Here is a 16,070-nt window from a genome sequence, read left to right as displayed (position 1 = left end):
CCATGAAAACCGGCATGATCGCTGCCCTGCTCGCCTTGCTGGCCGCCCTTGGCGGCTGTGCCAGCCCAGCCAGCACCGACACACAACCCTATGGGCACTTCTACGCCGCCACCGCCCTTTCCGGCGTCGCCCTGGCCCCTGGCCAGCGGGTGGCGGTGCTGCTGGGGCGGGAAGCCGAGGCCACCCTGGAATACCTCGGCAGCCATCAAGCCCAGGCCACCACGCCGGCCCGGGGCCAGCGCATTCCGGTTCCGGTAGCGACCCTGAACAGCGAGAGCCAGGCGTACGACTGGCTGGCACGCTCGCTGGCGCAGCAGTTCGCCGAAGTGACCTTCTATGACGACCTGGACACGTTGCTGGGCGACCACCCGGATGTCATCGTGCTGCTCGATACCGAAAGCCGCCTGGCCAGTGCCGAGATCGAAAGCCGGGTGGTGGCGCGCTTCTTCGACAACCAGCTGACCTACATCGGCCGCGCCGAAGGGCGGTCGCACAAGCGCCTGGGCGATGTGGCGCGGGTGGCCGAGGACGAACGCGCGGTGCAGGCCGATGCCTTGCGCGACTTTGACGATTCGCTGCAGGTGCTGTTGAAGCGACAGGTCTGACGGCGCAATCGCGGGGTTGCTACTTGCCCCGCTGCATCCACGCCGCCCCCAGCCCACTCAGGCAGATCACCGCAATGCCGACCAGGCTCAGGGTATCCGGCACCTGGCTGTAGACCACCAGGCCCAGCAACCCGGCAAACACGATCTGGCAATAGCTGAACGGCGCCAGCAAAGCCGGCGCGGCATGGCGGAAAGCCTGGGTCAGCAGCAGGTGCGCGGTCATGCCGAAGCCGCCCAGCGCCAGCATCAGCAAGGCGTGGTCCCAGCGCGGCATCTCCCAAAAGAACGGCACCAGCGCGCTCATGGCCAGGGTATTGCACAACCCCGCATAGAAGTTGCTGGTGGTCGGGCTGTCATGCGCGGCCAGGATGCGCGTCAGCAATTGATAGAAGCAGAAACCCAGCGCCGAACCGAACGGGTAGAGGATGGCCGGGGTGAACATCGCGCCTCCCGGGTGCACCACCACCAGCACGCCGATGAAACCCATCACCACCGCGACCCACTGCCCCACCGTGACCCGTTCCTTGAGCAGCGGCGCCGACAACGCAGTGACCAGCACCGGGGCGAGGAAGTTGACCGCCGTCGCCTCGGCCAGCGGCAGGTACTGCAGGCCACTGGTGAACAGCAGGCTGGTACTCAGCAGGCTCAACGCACGCAAGGTCTGCAGCAGCGGGCGGCGCGTACGCAACACGTTGAGCCCGGCCTTGGGCAGGAAAATGCCGGCCATCAGCAGGGTATGCACCACATACCGCGCCCACACCACCATGATGATCGGGTACAGGCCGCCAAGGAACTTGGACAGGGCATCGTGGCTGGCGAACAGGAACGTCGCCACCACCACCAGGGCAATGCCGCGCAGGGGTTGGTTGACTCCGGACAGCGGTGTGCTGGAACTCATGGCACTCTCGATGACGGCGCGGCTGTATGCGGCGCCCGGGGAAGGCCCGCGCAGGCATGGCCCGGCGGATACAACAGCTCGAATTCTAGAAGAGATGCCGCAGCATAAGGAAGTTCCAGCGCCGCTTGCCCAGGCCGATTGCAGTTTCTGTTCGCTGATCGACCACTTTTCGCCCGGCAAGCATGGCCCGTGCCGCGCTGATCGCTGACCATCGACTGCAATCCCCCGCAGCTGACAAGGAATTTACATGCAAAGGCTCACTACCCGTAACGGCCTGAACCTGCCTGCGATCGGCCTGGGCACCTGGCCAATGACCGGCACCGAGTGCACCCAGGCCGTGCGCCAGGCGCTTGAACTTGGCTACCGGCACATCGACACCGCCAGCGCCTACGCCAATGAAGCCGACGTCGGCCAGGCCCTGCGCGACAGCGACGTGCCACGCGAGCAGATCCACCTGACCACCAAGGTGTGGTGGGACCGCCTGGCGCCCAAGGCCATGCGCCAGTCGCTGGAAGACAGCCTGCGCGCCATCGGCACCGAGCAGGTCGACCTGTTTCACATCCATTGGCCTGGCAAGGACTGCGACCTGGCCCGCAGTATCGAGACTCTGGTGGCGCTGCGTGACGAGGGCAAGGCGCGCAGCATCGGCGTGGCCAACTTCCCGCTGGGGCTGCTGCGCCAGGTGGTGGAAACCCTGGGTGCGCCGCTGTCGGCGATCCAGGTCGAGTACCACGTGCTGCTCGGCCAGCCAGCGCTGCTGGACTATGCCCGCCGCCACGATCTACTGCTCACCGCCTACACCCCGCTGGCCCGCGGCCAGGCAGCGGCACACCCGGTGATCCAGGCGATCGCCGGCAAGCATGGCGTGCTACCCAGCCAGGTGGCGCTGAAATGGTTGCTGGACCAGGACGGCGTGGCAGTGATCCCCAAGGCGAGCAGCCGCGCTAACCAGCTGGCCAACCTGGCAGCTCTGAACGTGCAGCTGGATGACCAGGACCGCGCGGCGATTGCCGGCTTGCCGAAAGACCAGCGGGTGGTCAGCCCGGCGTTTGCACCGGACTGGGACAGCTGAGTGCGGCCACCTTGCAGACACGGCTAATGGCGCACGCCCGTCACCAGGTAATTGAGCAGTTCCGGCTCGTCCTCCAGGGCGATCGCCTGCGCCGGCCGCGATAACCCAACCAGCACGGCGTTGCAGAAGGCCACCGCAGGTGCATCCTGGGCGTAACAGCGCAACAGCCAATCGCCCTCGCCGCCCAGAAACTGCAACGCCACCGCCCGGCCGATGCCCTGCCGGCGGTACTTTTTCAGAATGAACAGGTCAGCCAGCTCGAATGCTTCGATGCCGGGCAGCTCGCTGCGCTCCACCAAGACGAAGCCGGCAATGAAGCCGTCTGCCAGCACCAGGTAGGCGCCCCAGCCATCGGCCTGCCAGTAGCGTTGCAGGTGCGCGTCGTGGATGTAGAAGCGGCCATCCACCTCGACGTCTTCCTGCTCCCAGTCGGAGGACTCGTAGGCGTAGAACTGGTAGAGGTTGCGGATCAGCGGGGCCTGGTCAGCGGTGGTGGCCAGCAGTTCGATAGGCAGCATGGTGCGGGGCTCGGGTAAAGGACGGATGCCAGTTTACTCGCCCCGGGCAATAAAAAGCCCGGGCCCTCCCCGCACGGAAAGGCCCAGGCAAAAAGTACCTGCAGGCGCGCTGCAGGGCTCAGTTGCCTTGCAATGCCCGCGGGCGATGGCTGCGCGCCTCGGCTGCCGGGGCCTTGGCCGCCTGCAGGTGGAAGTCGAAGGCCAGCTCGGCAAAGCGCTCGCCCTGCACACCGCGGTCGCGGGCTTGCGCAGCATCCTCGACAAAGCGCAGCTCGCCAACCAGCCCGTCGCGGGTGGCATAGGCAAAGTCATCCCACAAATACCGGTCACCGGCAAAGTTGATCTGCGTGGTCAGATGGCGGTGCCCGGGCGCCGAGATGAAGAAGTGCACATGTGCCGGGCGCTGGCCGTGGCGGCCGAGCAGGTCCAGGCATTCCTGGGTCGGCCCCTGCGGGTCGCAGCCATACCCCGAGGGCACGATGGAACGTGCGCGGTAGCGGCCCTCGGCGTCGGTGATGATGCGCCGGCGCAGGTTGTAGTCGGACTGGCTGGAGTCGAAGTAGGAATACGTGCCCTGGCTGTTGGCGTGCCACAGGTCAACGGTGGCACCGGCCAGCGGCTTGCCGTCGGCAGCGAACACCTGGCCCTGGAGGAACATCACCACGCCCGGGTCGGTGCCATCGTCCATACGCGCTTCGCCCTGCGCCAGCGGCGCGCCCGCCACATACAGCGGGCCCTCGATGGTACGCGGGGTGCCGCCGGTCAGGCCGGCCGCGGCGTCCTTGGCGTCCTGCAGCAGGTCGAGGAAGTGCTCGAGGCCCAGGCCTGCCGCCAGCAGCCCGGCTTCATTACGCCCGCCCAGGCGGTTGAGGTAGTCCACGGAATGCCAGAACTCGTCCTCGGTGATGCCCAGGTCCTCGATCAGCCGGGCGCTGTCCTGCAGTACACGCAGGATGATCTGCTTGAAGCGCGGGTTGCCTGCGGCATGGTCCAGGCCGGCCACTTCGCTGAAGAACGCCTGAACATCGGCAGTGTGGGAAATCTTTACGGTCATCGTGCTTACCTCATCTTGTTCTTGTCGGGCACAGGTGCGAATCAGCGGTCGTCGCTGCGGATCGACGAGGGGTGCCGGCACAGGCCGTCGACCTCGATGTCCATGTACGGGAACAGTGGCAGTTGCATCAGGGTGTCGTGCAGCGCTTCGATGCTGGGCACATCGAACACGCTGTAGTTGGCGTAGTGCCCGGCAATGCGCCACAGGTGGCGCCAGGTACCTTCGCGCTGCAGGCGCTGGGCCAGTTCCTTTTCATCGGCCTTGAGCCGGGCGGCCTTGGCCGGGTCCATGTCGACCGGCAGTTTCACGGTCATCTTCACGTGGAACAGCATGGGGAAGTCTCCTTGCGTATGACTGGGTCGTTCAGTAGCGGCGGGCGAAGCGCGCCAGGCGCTGTTCGTCCAGGCTCAGGCCCAAGCCTGGGGTGCGTGGAATGTGCAACTGAAAGTCGCGGTACTGCAGTGGCTCGTTGACGATCTCTTCAGTGAGCAGCAGCGGCCCGAACAGTTCGGTACCCCAGGTCAGCTGGCGCAGGGTAAGGAAGGCATGGGCCGAAGCCAGGGTGCCGATCGAACCTTCGAGCATGGTCCCGCCGTACAGGGCAATGCCGGCGGCCTCGGCGATTTGCGCGGTGCGCAGCACGGCGCGCGGGCCGCCGTTCTTGGCGATTTTCAGGGCGAAGATGCTGGCCGCGCCGTCGGCGGCCAGGCTGAAGGCGTCTTCGACACTTTCGATCGATTCGTCGGCCATGATCGGCGCCGGGCTGCGCTGGTTCAGGCGCACCTGGCCGCTGCGGTTGCTACGTGAGATCGGTTGCTCGATCAGGTCGATGCCGTTGTCACCGAGCACCTGGCAAGCACGGATGGCCTGGGACTCGTCCCAGTACTGGTTGACATCGACCCGCACGCTGGCGCTGTCGCCCAGTTCGCGCTTGATCGCCAGCACATGCTTGAGATCCCGCGCCAGCGGGTTGGCGCCGATCTTCAGCTTGAACACCCGGTGCCGGCGGATTTCCAGCATGTGCCGGGCTTCGGCGATGTCGCGGGCGGTATCGCCACTGGCCAGGGTCCAGGCCACTTCGAGGCTGTCGCGCACGCGGCCGCCGAGCAGTTCGCTGACCGGCAGGCCGAGGCGCTTGCCCTGCGCATCGAGCAGGGCGCTCTCGATGCCCGACTTGGCAAACGTGTTGCCCTTGGCCAGCTTGTCCAGCTTGAGCATGGCGGCATTGATGTTGTCTGCCGGCAGGCCGACCAGCGCCGGGGCCAGGTGCGCATCGACGTTGGCCTTGATGCCTTCGGGGCTTTCGTAGCCGTAGGCCAGGCCACCGATGGTAGTGGCCTCGCCGATGCCTTCGACACCATCGCTGCAGCGCACCCGCAATACCACCAGGGTCTGCTGCTGCATGGTGTGCATCGCCAGCTTGTGCGGGCGAATGGTCGGCAGGTCGACGATAATGGCTTCTATACGTTCAATCAGCGCGCTTGTCATTGTTGCCAGGTCCCGTTATATCGGGCTGCCAGCCGCAGGCCCGAATGGTGCATTTACTTGATCGCTCAAGGATTGCGCGAGACCCTGATGGCCGTCCAATATCGAATGAATCTCCCACCATACCCTGGAGGTCTGATGGAACTGCGCCACCTGCGTTATTTCAAGGTGCTGGCCGAGACCCTGAACTTCACCCGTGCCGCCGAGCTGCTGCACATTGCCCAGCCACCGCTGAGCCGGCAGATCAGCCAGCTCGAGGACGAACTGGGCACGTTGCTGGTGGCGCGCGAACGCCCGCTGCGGCTGACCGAGGCCGGCCGCTTCTTCTACGAACAGAGCTGCACCGTGCTGCACCAGTTGCAGACCATCAGCGACAACACCCGCCGCATCGGCCTGGGCCAGCGCCAATGGCTGGGTATCGGTTTCGCCCCCTCGACCCTGTATACGGTGTTGCCGGAACTGATCCGCGAACTGCGCAAGGACAGCGAACTGGAGCTGGGCCTGAACGAAATGACCACGCTGCAGCAGGTGGACGCGCTGAAAAGCGGGCGCATCGATATTGCCTTCGGGCGCATTCGCATCGATGACCCGGCGATCCAGCAGCAGGTGCTGTGCGAAGACCCGCTGGTGGCCGTGCTGCCCAAGGGCCACCCGCTGGCGGGCGCGCCGCTGAGCCTTGCCGAACTGGCGGGCGAGGCGTTCATCCTCTACCCGGCCAACCCCCGGCCCAGCTATGCCGACCATGTGCTGGCGCTATTCGCCCAGCACGGCATGAGCATCCGCGTCAGCCAGTGGGCCAACGAGCTGCAGACCGCCATTGGCCTGGTGGCCGTCGGCGTGGGCGTGACCTTGGTGCCGGCCTCGGTGCAACAACAGCACCGCACCGATATCGAATACGTCGCCCTGCTCGACAGCGGCGCCGTCAGCCCGATCATCCTCAGCCGGCGCAAGGGCGACGTGAGCCCGATCGTGCAGCGCTGCCTGGCATTGATTGCCAAGCAAGCCAGCTAGGGCCTGAATGTTGGAGCGGATTTATCCGCGATGCCGGCGACGCGGTGGATGGCACCGGCTGTGCCGGTGTTCGCGGCTGAAGCCGCTCCTACAACCGGCGCAGCACCTGTGGCAGCGGGCATGCCGAGAGAGAGCCGCAAGGCAGCCGCGAGCGGCCTGCTGACATCAGGCGCGCAGCTGGTACCAGGTGGTCTTGAGCTGCGAATACTTGTCGAACGAATGCAGCGACAGGTCGCGACCAAACCCGGACTGCTTGCCACCGCCGAACGGCACTGCCACGTCCAGCGCATCGACCGTGTTCACCGACACCGTACCGGCCTTCAGCGCCCGCGCCACACGGTGCACCTGGTTGAAATCATCGCTCCACAGCGACGCCGCCAGGCCGTAAATGCTGTCGTTGGCCAGGCGCACGGCCTGTTCCTCAGTGTCGAACACGCTGACCGCCAGCACTGGCCCGAACACCTCCTCCCGTGCCAGGCTCATGTGGCCCTCGACACCGGCGAAAATGGTCGGCTCGATGTAATTGTCCGAACCTTCGATCGTCAGGCGCCGGCCACCACACACCCGCCGTGCACCCTCCTGCCCTGCCCGGGCAATGGCCGCCTCGATCCGGCCAGTCTGCTGCGCATCGACAATCGCACCGGCCCGGCTCGCCGGGTCCAGCGGATTACCCGGCAGCCACTGGTGGGCCTTGGCCTGCAGGCGTTCGATGAATGCGTCATGGATGGGACGCTGCACATACAGCCGCGAGTTGGCCGAGCACACCTCGCCCTGGTTGAAGAAGATACCGAACGCGGCCTTTTCCGCAGCCAGGTCCAGGTCCTGGCAGTTTTCAAACACCAGGTTGGGGCTCTTGCCACCGCACTCCAGCCATACCTGCTTGAGGTTGGACTGCGCCGAATACTGCATGAAGTACTTGCCCACCTGGGTGGAGCCGGTGAACACCAGGCAATCCACGTCCGGGTGCAGGCCCAGCGCCCGCCCGGCCTGCTCGCCCAGGCCCGGCAGCACGTTCAGCACGCCTTCCGGCACCCCGGCCTGCAACGCCAGCTCACCCAGGCGCAGGGCCGAGAACGGTGATTGCTCGGCGGGCTTGAGCACCACGCTGTTACCGGCGGCCAGCGCCGGGGCGAGTTTCCACGCGGCCATGTCGAGCGGAAAGTTCCATGGCACGACCGCAGCGACAACGCCCAACGCCTCACGGGTAATGGTCGCCAGCGCATTGGGTGCGGTGGGTGCCACCTGGTCGTACAGCTTGTCCAGTGCCTCGCCATACCAGGCGAACACTTGTGCCGAGCCCGGCACGTCGATGTGGTAGGCGTCCATGACCGGCTTGCCCATGTTCAGCGAGTCCAGCAGGGCCAGTTCTTCACGCTGGGCCATGATCAGCTCGGCCAGGCGCAGCAAGACCTTCTTGCGCTCGACCGGAGCCATGCGCGGCCACGGGCCGTGTTCGAAGGCGCGGCGGGCGCTGGCGACGGCCAGGTCCACTTCGGCCTGGCCGCAGGCGGCGACCTGTGCCAGCACGGCGTTGCTGGCCGGGTTGATGGCGGCGAAGGTGGCGCCGTCCTGCGCGTTGACGGGCTTGCCGTCGATGAGTGCCCGGGCCGGGAGATGCAGGCCCGAGGCGCGTTGTTGCCAGAATTCGAGGGTGTACATTTGTACTCCTGGTAACGGTTGTAGCAGCGTTTTCACAAGGGCTAGGCAATTTCTGTGGGAGCGGGCGTGCCCGCGAATCAGGCGCTGCGGTGAATGGCACCGGCTTCGCCGGTGTGCGCGGGCTCGCCCGCTCCCACGGGAAATCTGCTGCCCTTACCAGCGGTTCAGAACTTGCCGACCAGGCGCGCCGTGCGGTCCACGGCGATGCGGGTCTTTTCTACCAGCTCATCCAGCTCGCTGTGGTTGGCGACCAGGGCCGGGGCCATGATCATCCGGCCCAGGGTCGAGCGAATGATCACCCCCTCCTCGAAACCGAAGGTGCGGCATTGCCAGGCCAGGTCGTTCTCGTTGGCAAAGCGCTTGCGCGTCGGCTTGTGCTCGGCAAACTGCAGCGCCGCCACCAGGCCGGCGCCCTGCACCTGGCCGATCAACGGGTGGTCGGCGAACACCTCGCGCAGGATGCGCTGCAGGTACGGCCCGGTGTCGTCCCGGACCTGGCGCACGATGCCTTCGTCACGCAGCGCTTTAAGGTTGGCGATTGCCACCGCCGCCGCCACCGGATGGCCGGAATAGGTCAGGCCGTGGGCAAACACCCCGCCCCGCTCCACCAACGCCTCGGCAATGCGCTTGCTCAGCACCAGGCCACCCATGGGCACGTAGCCACTGGTCAGGCCCTTGGCGATCGACAGGGTGTCGGGCTGGAAGCCAAAATATTCATGGGCAAACCATTCTCCGGTGCGGCCAAAGCCGCCGATCACTTCATCAGCGCACAGCAGCACATCGTACTGGCGACAGATACGCTGGATCTCGGGCCAGTAGCTTTCCGGCGGGAAAATCATGCCGCCGGCGCCCTGGAACGGTTCGGCGATGAAACCGGCAACGTTCTCGGCACCCAGTTCGAGGATCTTTTCTTCCAGCTGCAGGGCACAGCGGCGGCCGAACTCGGCCGGGCTCAGGTCGCCGCCCTCGGCGTACCAGTACGGTTCGTCGATGTGCGCCACATCCGGGATCAGCCCGCCCATTTCGTGCATGAACTTCATGCCGCCCAACGCCGTGGCGGCCAGCGTCGAGCCGTGGTAGCCGTTCCAGCGGCCGATCATGATCTTCTTGGCCGGCTGGCCGACCACCTGCCAGTAGCGGCGCACGGTGCGGATCAGCACTTCGTTGGCCTCGGAGCCGGAGTTGGTGTAGATCGCGTGGCTGTAATGCGCCGGCAGCAGGCTGAACAACAGTTCGGACAGTTCGATCACCGACGGGTGGGTGGTGTGGAAGAACATGTTGTAGTAGGCCAGCTGGTCCATCTGCGTGGCAGCGGCGGCGGTCAGGTCGCGGCGGCCATAGCCGAGCTGGGTGCACCACAGGCCGGACATGCCGTCGAGGTAGCGCTTGCCCTCGCTGTCCCACAGGTGCAGGCGTTCACCGCCGACGATCACCCGCGGCCCTTCGGCGTTCAGCGCCTTCTGGTCGAGGAAGGCATGGATGTGGTGCGCGGCATCGGAAGCCTGGTAGTCGCGGGTCTGGCGTTGCGGGGCGAAAGGCGCATTCATTGTTGGTTTTCCTTTGCGGTGGGGGTGCAGGGCTGCCGGCGCTCAGCGCAGCTTGCCCATGTAGCTTTCCAGCGGGTCCTTGCCCAGCACGCCCTGGGCATTGGCCAGCGCGTCGATGAACAGGGAGAACAGCTCGGACTGGGTGCCGATGTCGAGCTTGGCGTAGACGTTCTTGCGGTGCGACTTGATGGTGTCTTCCGACACGCCCAGGCGCTCGGCCAGCGACCGGGTGGAGTGGCCACGCAGGATCAGCTGCGCGATACGGCACTCGCGCTCGGTGAGCAATGAGCTGCCGAAATTGTTCAGGGCCGCATGTATGCGCTGCTCGAGCACGTTCTCGAAGCGCCCGGCACGGCTGTCGAGCCCGGCGAAGTGCCTGCCGAGCACCGCCAGCACCCAGGGCGTGATGCAGCCGAACAGCGCGCGGCTGTGCCCATCGAGCTTGTCGGTGAACGCCAGCGACACGGCCAGGCTGTGCCCGGGCAGCAACTGCAGGATGTAGTTCAGTTCATCCTGCAGGTGCGAATGGCGGTAGAACGACTGGTAGTACTCGCTCACCTCGAAATGGTCCGGCGCCACTTCGAACAGGCCATAGCAGCCAGACTCGACCTGCTCCACGCAAGCACCGTAGAACGGGTCGAGCAGGTAGAAGCCCGACAGGTAGCGGCTGACATTGCCTTCAGGCTGCCAGGGCGCGTTGTCGTCCTGCTCGAACAGTGCGCTGGGCATGCCGTGGTGCGGGTAGAGATACACCGTGGTCGCCTGGATCGGATGGATCACGCCCAGTGCGGCGAACAGGCTGGCAGCAAAGCCCGGGCGGCCGATGGCCTCGGTGACCTTGGCCTGGTGCTCGAACCACTGTTGTGCAAGCAATCGATGGGTCACGGTAGGCCTGCCATATCGAGTAGGGCACCGCCACAGTGCGGTGCGTTGTTGGCCAGATACTCCCATGGCGCCGCCGGCATCGGAATCACCCTTTGGGGTGAGCGCCTGCGCGCCTCGTCCGGCTCACCCCAAAGGGTGATTCCGGGTACCTGCGGGGTGTGGGAGCATCAATCCGCCCCACGCTGCGAGCCCCGCGCTCGACCTCCTTGCACAACGCCCACCGGCAGCGAGCCCCCTCGCCTGCTGCGGTGTCCTGCATCCCTTTCCAGGAGCTAGCAATGCATACAACAACAAGTACAGCCCATTCCCCCGCCGCGCATGCCACGTCCCCTGCCCCCACCGGGCGCTTCCGCACATCCATGGGCATGACCGCCCTGATCCTGTTCGGCCTGGCCTACATGGTGCCGCTGGCCGTGTTCACCACCTACGGGTTGGTGACCCAGATGACCAAGGGGCACCTGCCCACCGCCTACCTGCTGACCCTCGCCGCCATGCTGCTGACCGCCTACAGCTATGGGCGCATGGTCCAGGCCCACCCGTATTCCGGGTCGGTGTATACCTACACGCGCAAGGCGTTCGGCAGCCACATCGGCTTCATTACCGGCTGGACGCTGCTGCTCGACTACATCTTCCTGCCGTTGCTCAGCTACCTGCTGATCGGCATCTACATGGCGGAATACTTTCCGGCCATTCCCGCCTGGGTGTGGGTGCTGGGCTCGATTGCCCTGGTGACCTTCCTCAACCTGGTCGGCATTGAGTCCATCACCCGGGTCAACTGGCTTCTGGTGGTACTGCAACTGGTGTTCATCGTCGTGTTCGTCGCCCTGTCGATACGCAACCTCGGCAGCCAGGCCGAACCGTCATCGCTGCTGGCGCCCTTCCACCACGAGGGTTTCAGCGTGCCACTGATCATGACCGGCGCCGCCGTGCTGTGCCTGTCGTTCCTCGGCTTCGATGCGGTGTCGACCATGGCCGAGGAAACCAGCAACCCGACCTACCGCATTCCCATGGCCATTCTGGCGGTGTCGCTGATCGGTGGCCTGCTGTTCCTGGTGGTGTCGTACTGCGCGCAGATGGTGTTCCCCGACTGGGGCAGCTTCGCCGACCCCGATTCGGCCTCGGTGGACGTGATGCGGCGGGTGGGCGGTGAGCTGCTGGTGACTGCCTTTACCGCCACCTACGTGGCCGGTTGCTTCGCCTCGGCCATGGTGTCCCAGGCCAGCGTGTCGCGGGTGCTGTTCGCCATGGGCCGCGACGGTGCACTGCCCCGGGCATTCGGCCAGCTGGTGACGAAAAAGCGCGTACCGGCCGTGGCCATCGTGCTGGTCAGCCTGCTGTCGCTGGTCGCCCTGGTGATCACCCTCGACACCGTGGCCAACATGATCAGCTTTGGCGCGTTGTTCGCCTTCTCCGCGGTGAACCTGGCAGTGGTCAAGCACTACCTGGTCGACCACCGCCTGCGTGGGGCACGCAACTACCTGCTGTATGGCGTCGTACCTGGCCTGGGCTTTCTCAGCACGTTGTGGCTGTGGAGCAGCCTGACCCGCCTGTCATTCACCATCGGCCTGTGCTGGATGGGCGTAGGCCTGATGGTACTGCTCGGGCTCACCCGGGCGTTCCGGGTGAAGCTGCCGGAGCTGCAGATGGCCGAGTGACGACACGCTTGCACGGTGCCTGTGGGGGCGGGTTCACCCGCCGACACCGGCACCACCGGTGTCAGGCGGGGCCGCCTGCTTCCGCTGAACCCGCTTGCAAACAGGCCGCGCAGGGCTCGGGCAGTGAGGTGTATACAATTTCGCAAGACTCTGCTTACATGTTGCGGCGCCTACGACAGCGACAATCGTCGCTGGGTATTGCGCAGGCACATGCTATGCCCAAGACACTATTGGTAAAAAACGCCGCCCTGCTGGTCACCATGGACGGCGAACGCCGCGAGATCAGCAACGGCGGCCTATTCATCGAAGACAACCTGATCCGCCAGGTCGGCCCCAGCGACACCCTCCCCGCACACGCCGACATGGTGCTGGACATGGCCGGCAAAGTGGTCATCCCTGGCCTGGTCAACACCCACCACCACATGTACCAGAGCCTCACCCGCGTGGTGCCGGCGGCCCAGGACGGCGAACTGTTCAACTGGCTGACCAACCTGTACCCGATCTGGGCGCGCCTGACTCCCGAGATGATCGCGGTGTCGACCCAGACCGCCATGGCGGAACTGATCCTGTCCGGCTGCACCACCTCCAGCGACCACCTGTACATCTACCCCAACGGCTGCAAGCTCGACGACAGCATCCACGCCGCCGACGAGATCGGCATGCGCTTCCACGCGGCCCGCGGCAGCATGAGCGTGGGCCGCAGCCAGGGCGGCCTGCCGCCTGACGCCGTGGTGGAGAAGGAGGCCGACATCCTCAAGGAGTCCCAGCGCCTGATCGAGGACTACCACGATGCCAGCCACGGCGCGATGCGCCGCATCGTGGTGGCGCCGTGCTCGCCGTTCTCGGTCAGCCGCGACCTGATGCGCGAAGCGGCGGTGCTGGCGCGCCAGTACGGCGTGTCGTTGCACACGCACCTGGCCGAAAACCTCAACGACATTGCCTACAGCCGCGAGAAGTTCGGCATGACCCCGGCCGAATACGCCGAAGACCTCGGCTGGGTCGGCCACGATGTGTGGCATGCCCATTGTGTGCAACTGGACCAGCACGGCATCGAACTGTTCGCCCGCACCGGCACCGGTGTAGCCCACTGCCCATGCTCGAACATGCGCCTGGCCTCGGGCATCGCCCCGGTACGCAAGATGCGCGACCATGGCGTGCCGGTAGGCCTGGGGGTGGACGGTTCGGCGTCCAACGACGGCGCCAGCATGATCGGCGAAGTGCGCCAGGCCTTGCTGCTGCAACGGGTCGGTTTCGGCCCCGACGCGATGACCGCGCGCGAAGCGCTGGAAATCGCCACCCTCGGCGGTGCCAAGGTGCTGAACCGCAACGACATCGGCGCCCTCGCCCCCGGCATGGTCGCCGACTTCGTCGCCTTCGACCTGGGCCACGTGGCTTATGCCGGTGGCCATCACGACCCGCTGGCGGCGCTGGTGTTCTGCACCCCGACCCAGGTGCATACCAGCGTGATCAATGGTCGCGTGGTGGTGCAGGACGGCCAATTGCTCACCGTCGACCTGCCACGGGTCCTCGAGCGCCATAACCAGTTGGCCCAGCAACTGGTCAGCGGCGGATAACAAGGCTGGCCTGGTGTCGCGACGGGCTGCCAGGCAGCCCTGTCGTGGCCCTGGCCGCACCCGCTGCGGCGGCTCAGAGGGCCATGACCATCTCATGCCAGGCCATGCCACCGTGCTCCGACGGCGATGGCTGCACGTACTGGTAACCCATCTTCTGGTACAGCGGCACATGCTGCTGCTTGCACATCAGGTGGATGGTCTGCTTGCCCGCGGCCTTCATGCGCCTGACGAACTCCTCCATCAGGCGCCTGGCGTAGCCTTGGCCCTGGTGCGCCGGGTCGACCACCACCGACATGATCACCACATTCGGCGCTTGCGGGTCGTGCCCGACCAGCTCCTTGAAGGCTTCATCGGCCATCTCCACCTGGTAGGCGCAGCCGCTATTGATGAAACCGACGATCTCTCCCGCCTGCTCCAGCACCAGGAATCCTTGCGGGTATTGCGCGATACGGGTACGGATCTTCTCCAGTGTGGCCGCTTCATCCCCTTCATAGGCGCCAATTTCGATGGCGTAGCAACGCTCGGCGTCTGCGGCGGTTGGGGTGCGGAACTGCGGAGTGCTCATGGCGGGTTTCCTTGACGGTGATTGGCAAAGCGGCCTTCATGGTAAATGACTGGCCAGCTGGACAGGCAGCTTTCTCAAACCCGTTGCGTGGCGCTTGCTGAGAGCCAAGGGGACAAGCATCATGGCGCATTGCCCACTCGCTATGGATACGCCGATGGCCTCAGTGCCGCTATCGCTCGCCGAACCCGGCCGTTGCAAACGCTTGAAGGCTGCCAGCAGCCAGGCCCACGACGATGTCGACCAACGGGTGATGGCCGCCAGGCCGTTCGAGAGCCGCGCACGCTACGCTCGCTTCCTGCAGGTACAGCATCGCTTTCATGGCAGCCTGCTGGCGTTATACCGCGATGAACAACTCAATCTGCTGTTGCCTGGGCTGGCGCAGCTGTCGCGCGCTGCCGCGGTCGAGCACGACCTGGGCGCGTTGGGCCTGGCAGTGCCTGCCCCCCCCGCGCAGGTGTGTGCCAGCCCGGCCCAGGCCCTGGGCTGGCTGTACAGCAGCGAGGGGTCGAACCTTGGCGCTGCGTTTCTGCTCAGGCAGGCCCAGCGCCTGGGGCTGGACGCCGGCCTGGGCGCCTGCCACCTGGCGCCGCCTCCACAGGGCCGGGCGCTGCCCTGGCGCCAGTTCGTCGCCAGGCTGGACGGCTTATCGCTGGATGCGCAGGAAGAAGCCGAAGTGGTCGCTGGCGTGATTGCCGCGTTCGGCAGCTATCAGGCGCATCTGCGAGCGGAGTTTGCCTGATGCGACAGCCGTAAGCGGGTTGTTTCAAAAGTTGTACAAGTTGTTGCCACAGCGAACTTTTTCCCGTTTGCCGGTCTATGTGGGAGGCACAGAAAGGTAGCGGGACGCGAGACAGAATCGCCAACCACCTGCTGGCCAGATGGCTCAATTGTTCTCAGAGGTTGGCTTCGCTCATGAAAATACATGTCGCAAGGTTGATGCTGCTCGGCCTGTTCTCGTTGGCGGCGATGGGCACGGCATCGGCAACCCCCATGAAACCGTCCGTAGCGGCTGCCCCGGCGGTGCAATCACCCCTGCAGCCTGCCGGCAACCCCTGGGCGAAGTTGGCCAGCGTGGCCGATGAGCAGCCCGCCACGCTGCTCGCCCATGGTGACGACCGCTGGCATGACCACAGAAGCGACTGGCGCCGCGAACAGTGGCGCCGCGAGCAGGCCCGACGTGACTGGGAGCGCCGGCGCGACTGGGAATATCGCCGCGACTGGGAACGCCGGCGTGACTGGGAGCGCCGCCATGAGCGGGCCATGCACCAGCGCTACCATGACGATTATCGTTACTACCGCCGTTGATACGTGGCAACTGGCGCGGCCTTGACGGCTGCGCTGGTTGGTCAGCTGGCGGTATCCGCCGCCGCCTCGGCTTCCATCTTCAGGCGGTCCGCCTTGCAAATGTACTTTGGCTTGCGCGGCGCCAGTTTCGCGCTGGCCTTCTTGGCATGCGCCTGCAGTAGCTGCTTGATCTTCTTGCGACGGTTCATTCTCGTTCGACCTGTCAGTGCGGTTTGGCTGGATGCATCATACCTTGCC

Annotated in this window: 18 protein-coding genes; 8 read left to right on the top strand and 10 right to left on the bottom strand. The window is 65.6% G+C overall.

Annotated features, from left to right (window positions below; all coding sequences use genetic code 11):
- Positions 1-2 precede the first annotated feature (2 nt).
- Positions 3-605, top strand: a complete 603-nt coding sequence (locus JKP78_RS24650; RefSeq protein WP_200627992.1) for a hypothetical protein — start codon at positions 3-5, stop codon at positions 603-605.
- A gap of 19 nt (positions 606-624) precedes the next feature.
- Here JKP78_RS24650 and JKP78_RS24645 read toward each other — a convergent pair whose 3' ends face one another.
- Positions 625-1,503 (bottom strand): DMT family transporter, encoded by an 879-nt coding sequence (locus tag JKP78_RS24645; protein ID WP_186689970.1) that lies wholly within the window; start codon positions 1,501-1,503, stop codon positions 625-627.
- On the opposite strand from JKP78_RS24645, the gene JKP78_RS24640 reads away from it, so the two are divergent.
- Entirely contained in the window at positions 1,490-1,711 is a 222-nt protein-coding gene (locus tag JKP78_RS24640) for a hypothetical protein (protein ID WP_200627990.1), read from the top strand. The two genes, JKP78_RS24645 and JKP78_RS24640, sit on opposite strands and share 14 nt — an antisense overlap.
- A gap of 39 nt (positions 1,712-1,750) precedes the next feature.
- Complete coding sequence (locus JKP78_RS24635) at positions 1,751-2,575, top strand: aldo/keto reductase (RefSeq protein WP_186689968.1); 825 nt, start codon at positions 1,751-1,753, stop codon at positions 2,573-2,575.
- Positions 2,576-2,598: 23 nt separating this feature from the next.
- Here JKP78_RS24635 and JKP78_RS24630 read toward each other — a convergent pair whose 3' ends face one another.
- The 4 genes from JKP78_RS24630 to JKP78_RS24615 all read right to left on the bottom strand — a co-directional run bounded on the left by JKP78_RS24630 (position 2,599) and on the right by JKP78_RS24615 (position 5,635).
- Positions 2,599-3,093, bottom strand: a complete 495-nt coding sequence (locus JKP78_RS24630) for a GNAT family N-acetyltransferase (RefSeq protein WP_200627988.1) — start codon at positions 3,091-3,093, stop codon at positions 2,599-2,601.
- 118 nt (positions 3,094-3,211) lie between these two features.
- Positions 3,212-4,147 (bottom strand): catechol 1,2-dioxygenase, encoded by a 936-nt coding sequence (gene catA / locus JKP78_RS24625; protein WP_200627986.1) that lies wholly within the window; start codon positions 4,145-4,147, stop codon positions 3,212-3,214.
- A 41-nt stretch (positions 4,148-4,188) separates the two neighbouring features.
- Complete coding sequence (gene catC / locus JKP78_RS24620) at positions 4,189-4,479, bottom strand: muconolactone Delta-isomerase (protein WP_200627984.1); 291 nt, start codon at positions 4,477-4,479, stop codon at positions 4,189-4,191.
- Between the two features lie 31 nt (positions 4,480-4,510).
- Positions 4,511-5,635, bottom strand: a complete 1,125-nt coding sequence (locus JKP78_RS24615; RefSeq protein WP_200627982.1) for a muconate cycloisomerase family protein — start codon at positions 5,633-5,635, stop codon at positions 4,511-4,513.
- 135 nt (positions 5,636-5,770) lie between these two features.
- Here JKP78_RS24615 and JKP78_RS24610 point away from each other — a divergent pair, with 135 nt between their 5' ends.
- Complete coding sequence (locus tag JKP78_RS24610; protein ID WP_186689958.1) at positions 5,771-6,643, top strand: LysR family transcriptional regulator; 873 nt, start codon at positions 5,771-5,773, stop codon at positions 6,641-6,643.
- A gap of 165 nt (positions 6,644-6,808) precedes the next feature.
- On the opposite strand, the gene JKP78_RS24605 is transcribed toward JKP78_RS24610, so the two are convergent.
- From JKP78_RS24605 to JKP78_RS24595, 3 genes are all read right to left on the bottom strand, one after another.
- Complete coding sequence (locus JKP78_RS24605) at positions 6,809-8,302, bottom strand: aldehyde dehydrogenase (RefSeq protein WP_200627980.1); 1,494 nt, start codon at positions 8,300-8,302, stop codon at positions 6,809-6,811.
- A 164-nt stretch (positions 8,303-8,466) separates the two neighbouring features.
- A complete protein-coding gene (locus tag JKP78_RS24600) occupies positions 8,467-9,849 on the bottom strand; it encodes an aspartate aminotransferase family protein (RefSeq protein ID WP_200627978.1) in 1,383 nt (460 codons plus the stop codon).
- A 42-nt stretch (positions 9,850-9,891) separates the two neighbouring features.
- Positions 9,892-10,734, bottom strand: coding sequence for a helix-turn-helix transcriptional regulator (locus JKP78_RS24595; protein ID WP_200627976.1), 843 nt, complete (start codon positions 10,732-10,734; stop codon positions 9,892-9,894).
- A gap of 278 nt (positions 10,735-11,012) precedes the next feature.
- Between JKP78_RS24595 and JKP78_RS24590 the strand changes: the two genes are divergently transcribed.
- Both JKP78_RS24590 and JKP78_RS24585 read left to right on the top strand, forming a co-directional pair.
- The gene (locus tag JKP78_RS24590; protein ID WP_186689950.1) at positions 11,013-12,389 is read left to right on the top strand and encodes an APC family permease; all 1,377 of its coding nucleotides are present in this window, start codon (positions 11,013-11,015) and stop codon (positions 12,387-12,389) included.
- Positions 12,390-12,604: 215 nt separating this feature from the next.
- Complete coding sequence (locus tag JKP78_RS24585; protein ID WP_200627974.1) at positions 12,605-13,963, top strand: 8-oxoguanine deaminase; 1,359 nt, start codon at positions 12,605-12,607, stop codon at positions 13,961-13,963.
- 73 nt (positions 13,964-14,036) lie between these two features.
- Here JKP78_RS24585 and JKP78_RS24580 read toward each other — a convergent pair whose 3' ends face one another.
- Positions 14,037-14,528, bottom strand: a complete 492-nt coding sequence (locus tag JKP78_RS24580; protein WP_200627972.1) for a GNAT family N-acetyltransferase — start codon at positions 14,526-14,528, stop codon at positions 14,037-14,039.
- Between the two features lie 154 nt (positions 14,529-14,682).
- Between JKP78_RS24580 and JKP78_RS24575 the strand changes: the two genes are divergently transcribed.
- Complete coding sequence (locus tag JKP78_RS24575; RefSeq protein ID WP_200627970.1) at positions 14,683-15,267, top strand: biliverdin-producing heme oxygenase; 585 nt, start codon at positions 14,683-14,685, stop codon at positions 15,265-15,267.
- A 197-nt stretch (positions 15,268-15,464) separates the two neighbouring features.
- Positions 15,465-15,833: a hypothetical protein gene (locus tag JKP78_RS24570; protein ID WP_170034138.1), complete on the top strand. Its 369-nt coding sequence runs from the start codon at positions 15,465-15,467 to the stop codon at positions 15,831-15,833.
- A gap of 41 nt (positions 15,834-15,874) precedes the next feature.
- On the opposite strand, the gene JKP78_RS24565 is transcribed toward JKP78_RS24570, so the two are convergent.
- The gene (locus tag JKP78_RS24565; protein WP_170029465.1) at positions 15,875-16,021 is read right to left on the bottom strand and encodes a DUF2986 domain-containing protein; all 147 of its coding nucleotides are present in this window, start codon (positions 16,019-16,021) and stop codon (positions 15,875-15,877) included.
- Positions 16,022-16,070 lie beyond the last annotated feature (49 nt).

The organism is Pseudomonas sp. LAM2023, from assembly GCF_016620375.1.
GTDB lineage: Bacteria > Pseudomonadota > Gammaproteobacteria > Pseudomonadales > Pseudomonadaceae > Aquipseudomonas > Aquipseudomonas anuradhapurensis.
Note: the sequence above shows the minus strand (reverse complement) of the source record. Positions and strands in the feature narration are given on the sequence as shown.

Bases quoted from the DNA above. Each gene is read 5' to 3' on its own strand.
- JKP78_RS24650 (WP_200627992.1), top strand. From the start codon at position 3: ATGAAAACCGGCATGATCGCTGCCCTGCTCGCCTTGCTGGCCGCCCTT.
- JKP78_RS24645 (WP_186689970.1), bottom strand. From the start codon at position 1,503: ATGAGTTCCAGCACACCGCTGTCCGGAGTCAACCAACCCCTGCGCGGC.
- JKP78_RS24635 (WP_186689968.1), top strand. From the start codon at position 1,751: ATGCAAAGGCTCACTACCCGTAACGGCCTGAACCTGCCTGCGATCGGC.
- JKP78_RS24630 (WP_200627988.1), bottom strand. From the start codon at position 3,093: ATGCTGCCTATCGAACTGCTGGCCACCACCGCTGACCAGGCCCCGCTG.
- catA (WP_200627986.1), bottom strand. From the start codon at position 4,147: ATGACCGTAAAGATTTCCCACACTGCCGATGTTCAGGCGTTCTTCAGC.
- catC (WP_200627984.1), bottom strand. From the start codon at position 4,479: ATGCTGTTCCACGTGAAGATGACCGTGAAACTGCCGGTCGACATGGAC.
- JKP78_RS24615 (WP_200627982.1), bottom strand. From the start codon at position 5,635: ATGACAAGCGCGCTGATTGAACGTATAGAAGCCATTATCGTCGACCTG.
- JKP78_RS24610 (WP_186689958.1), top strand. From the start codon at position 5,771: ATGGAACTGCGCCACCTGCGTTATTTCAAGGTGCTGGCCGAGACCCTG.
- JKP78_RS24605 (WP_200627980.1), bottom strand. From the start codon at position 8,302: ATGTACACCCTCGAATTCTGGCAACAACGCGCCTCGGGCCTGCATCTC.
- JKP78_RS24600 (WP_200627978.1), bottom strand. From the start codon at position 9,849: ATGAATGCGCCTTTCGCCCCGCAACGCCAGACCCGCGACTACCAGGCT.
- JKP78_RS24590 (WP_186689950.1), top strand. From the start codon at position 11,013: ATGCATACAACAACAAGTACAGCCCATTCCCCCGCCGCGCATGCCACG.
- JKP78_RS24585 (WP_200627974.1), top strand. From the start codon at position 12,605: ATGCCCAAGACACTATTGGTAAAAAACGCCGCCCTGCTGGTCACCATG.
- JKP78_RS24580 (WP_200627972.1), bottom strand. From the start codon at position 14,528: ATGAGCACTCCGCAGTTCCGCACCCCAACCGCCGCAGACGCCGAGCGT.
- JKP78_RS24575 (WP_200627970.1), top strand. From the start codon at position 14,683: ATGGCCTCAGTGCCGCTATCGCTCGCCGAACCCGGCCGTTGCAAACGC.
- JKP78_RS24570 (WP_170034138.1), top strand. From the start codon at position 15,465: ATGCTGCTCGGCCTGTTCTCGTTGGCGGCGATGGGCACGGCATCGGCA.
- JKP78_RS24565 (WP_170029465.1), bottom strand. From the start codon at position 16,021: ATGAACCGTCGCAAGAAGATCAAGCAGCTACTGCAGGCGCATGCCAAG.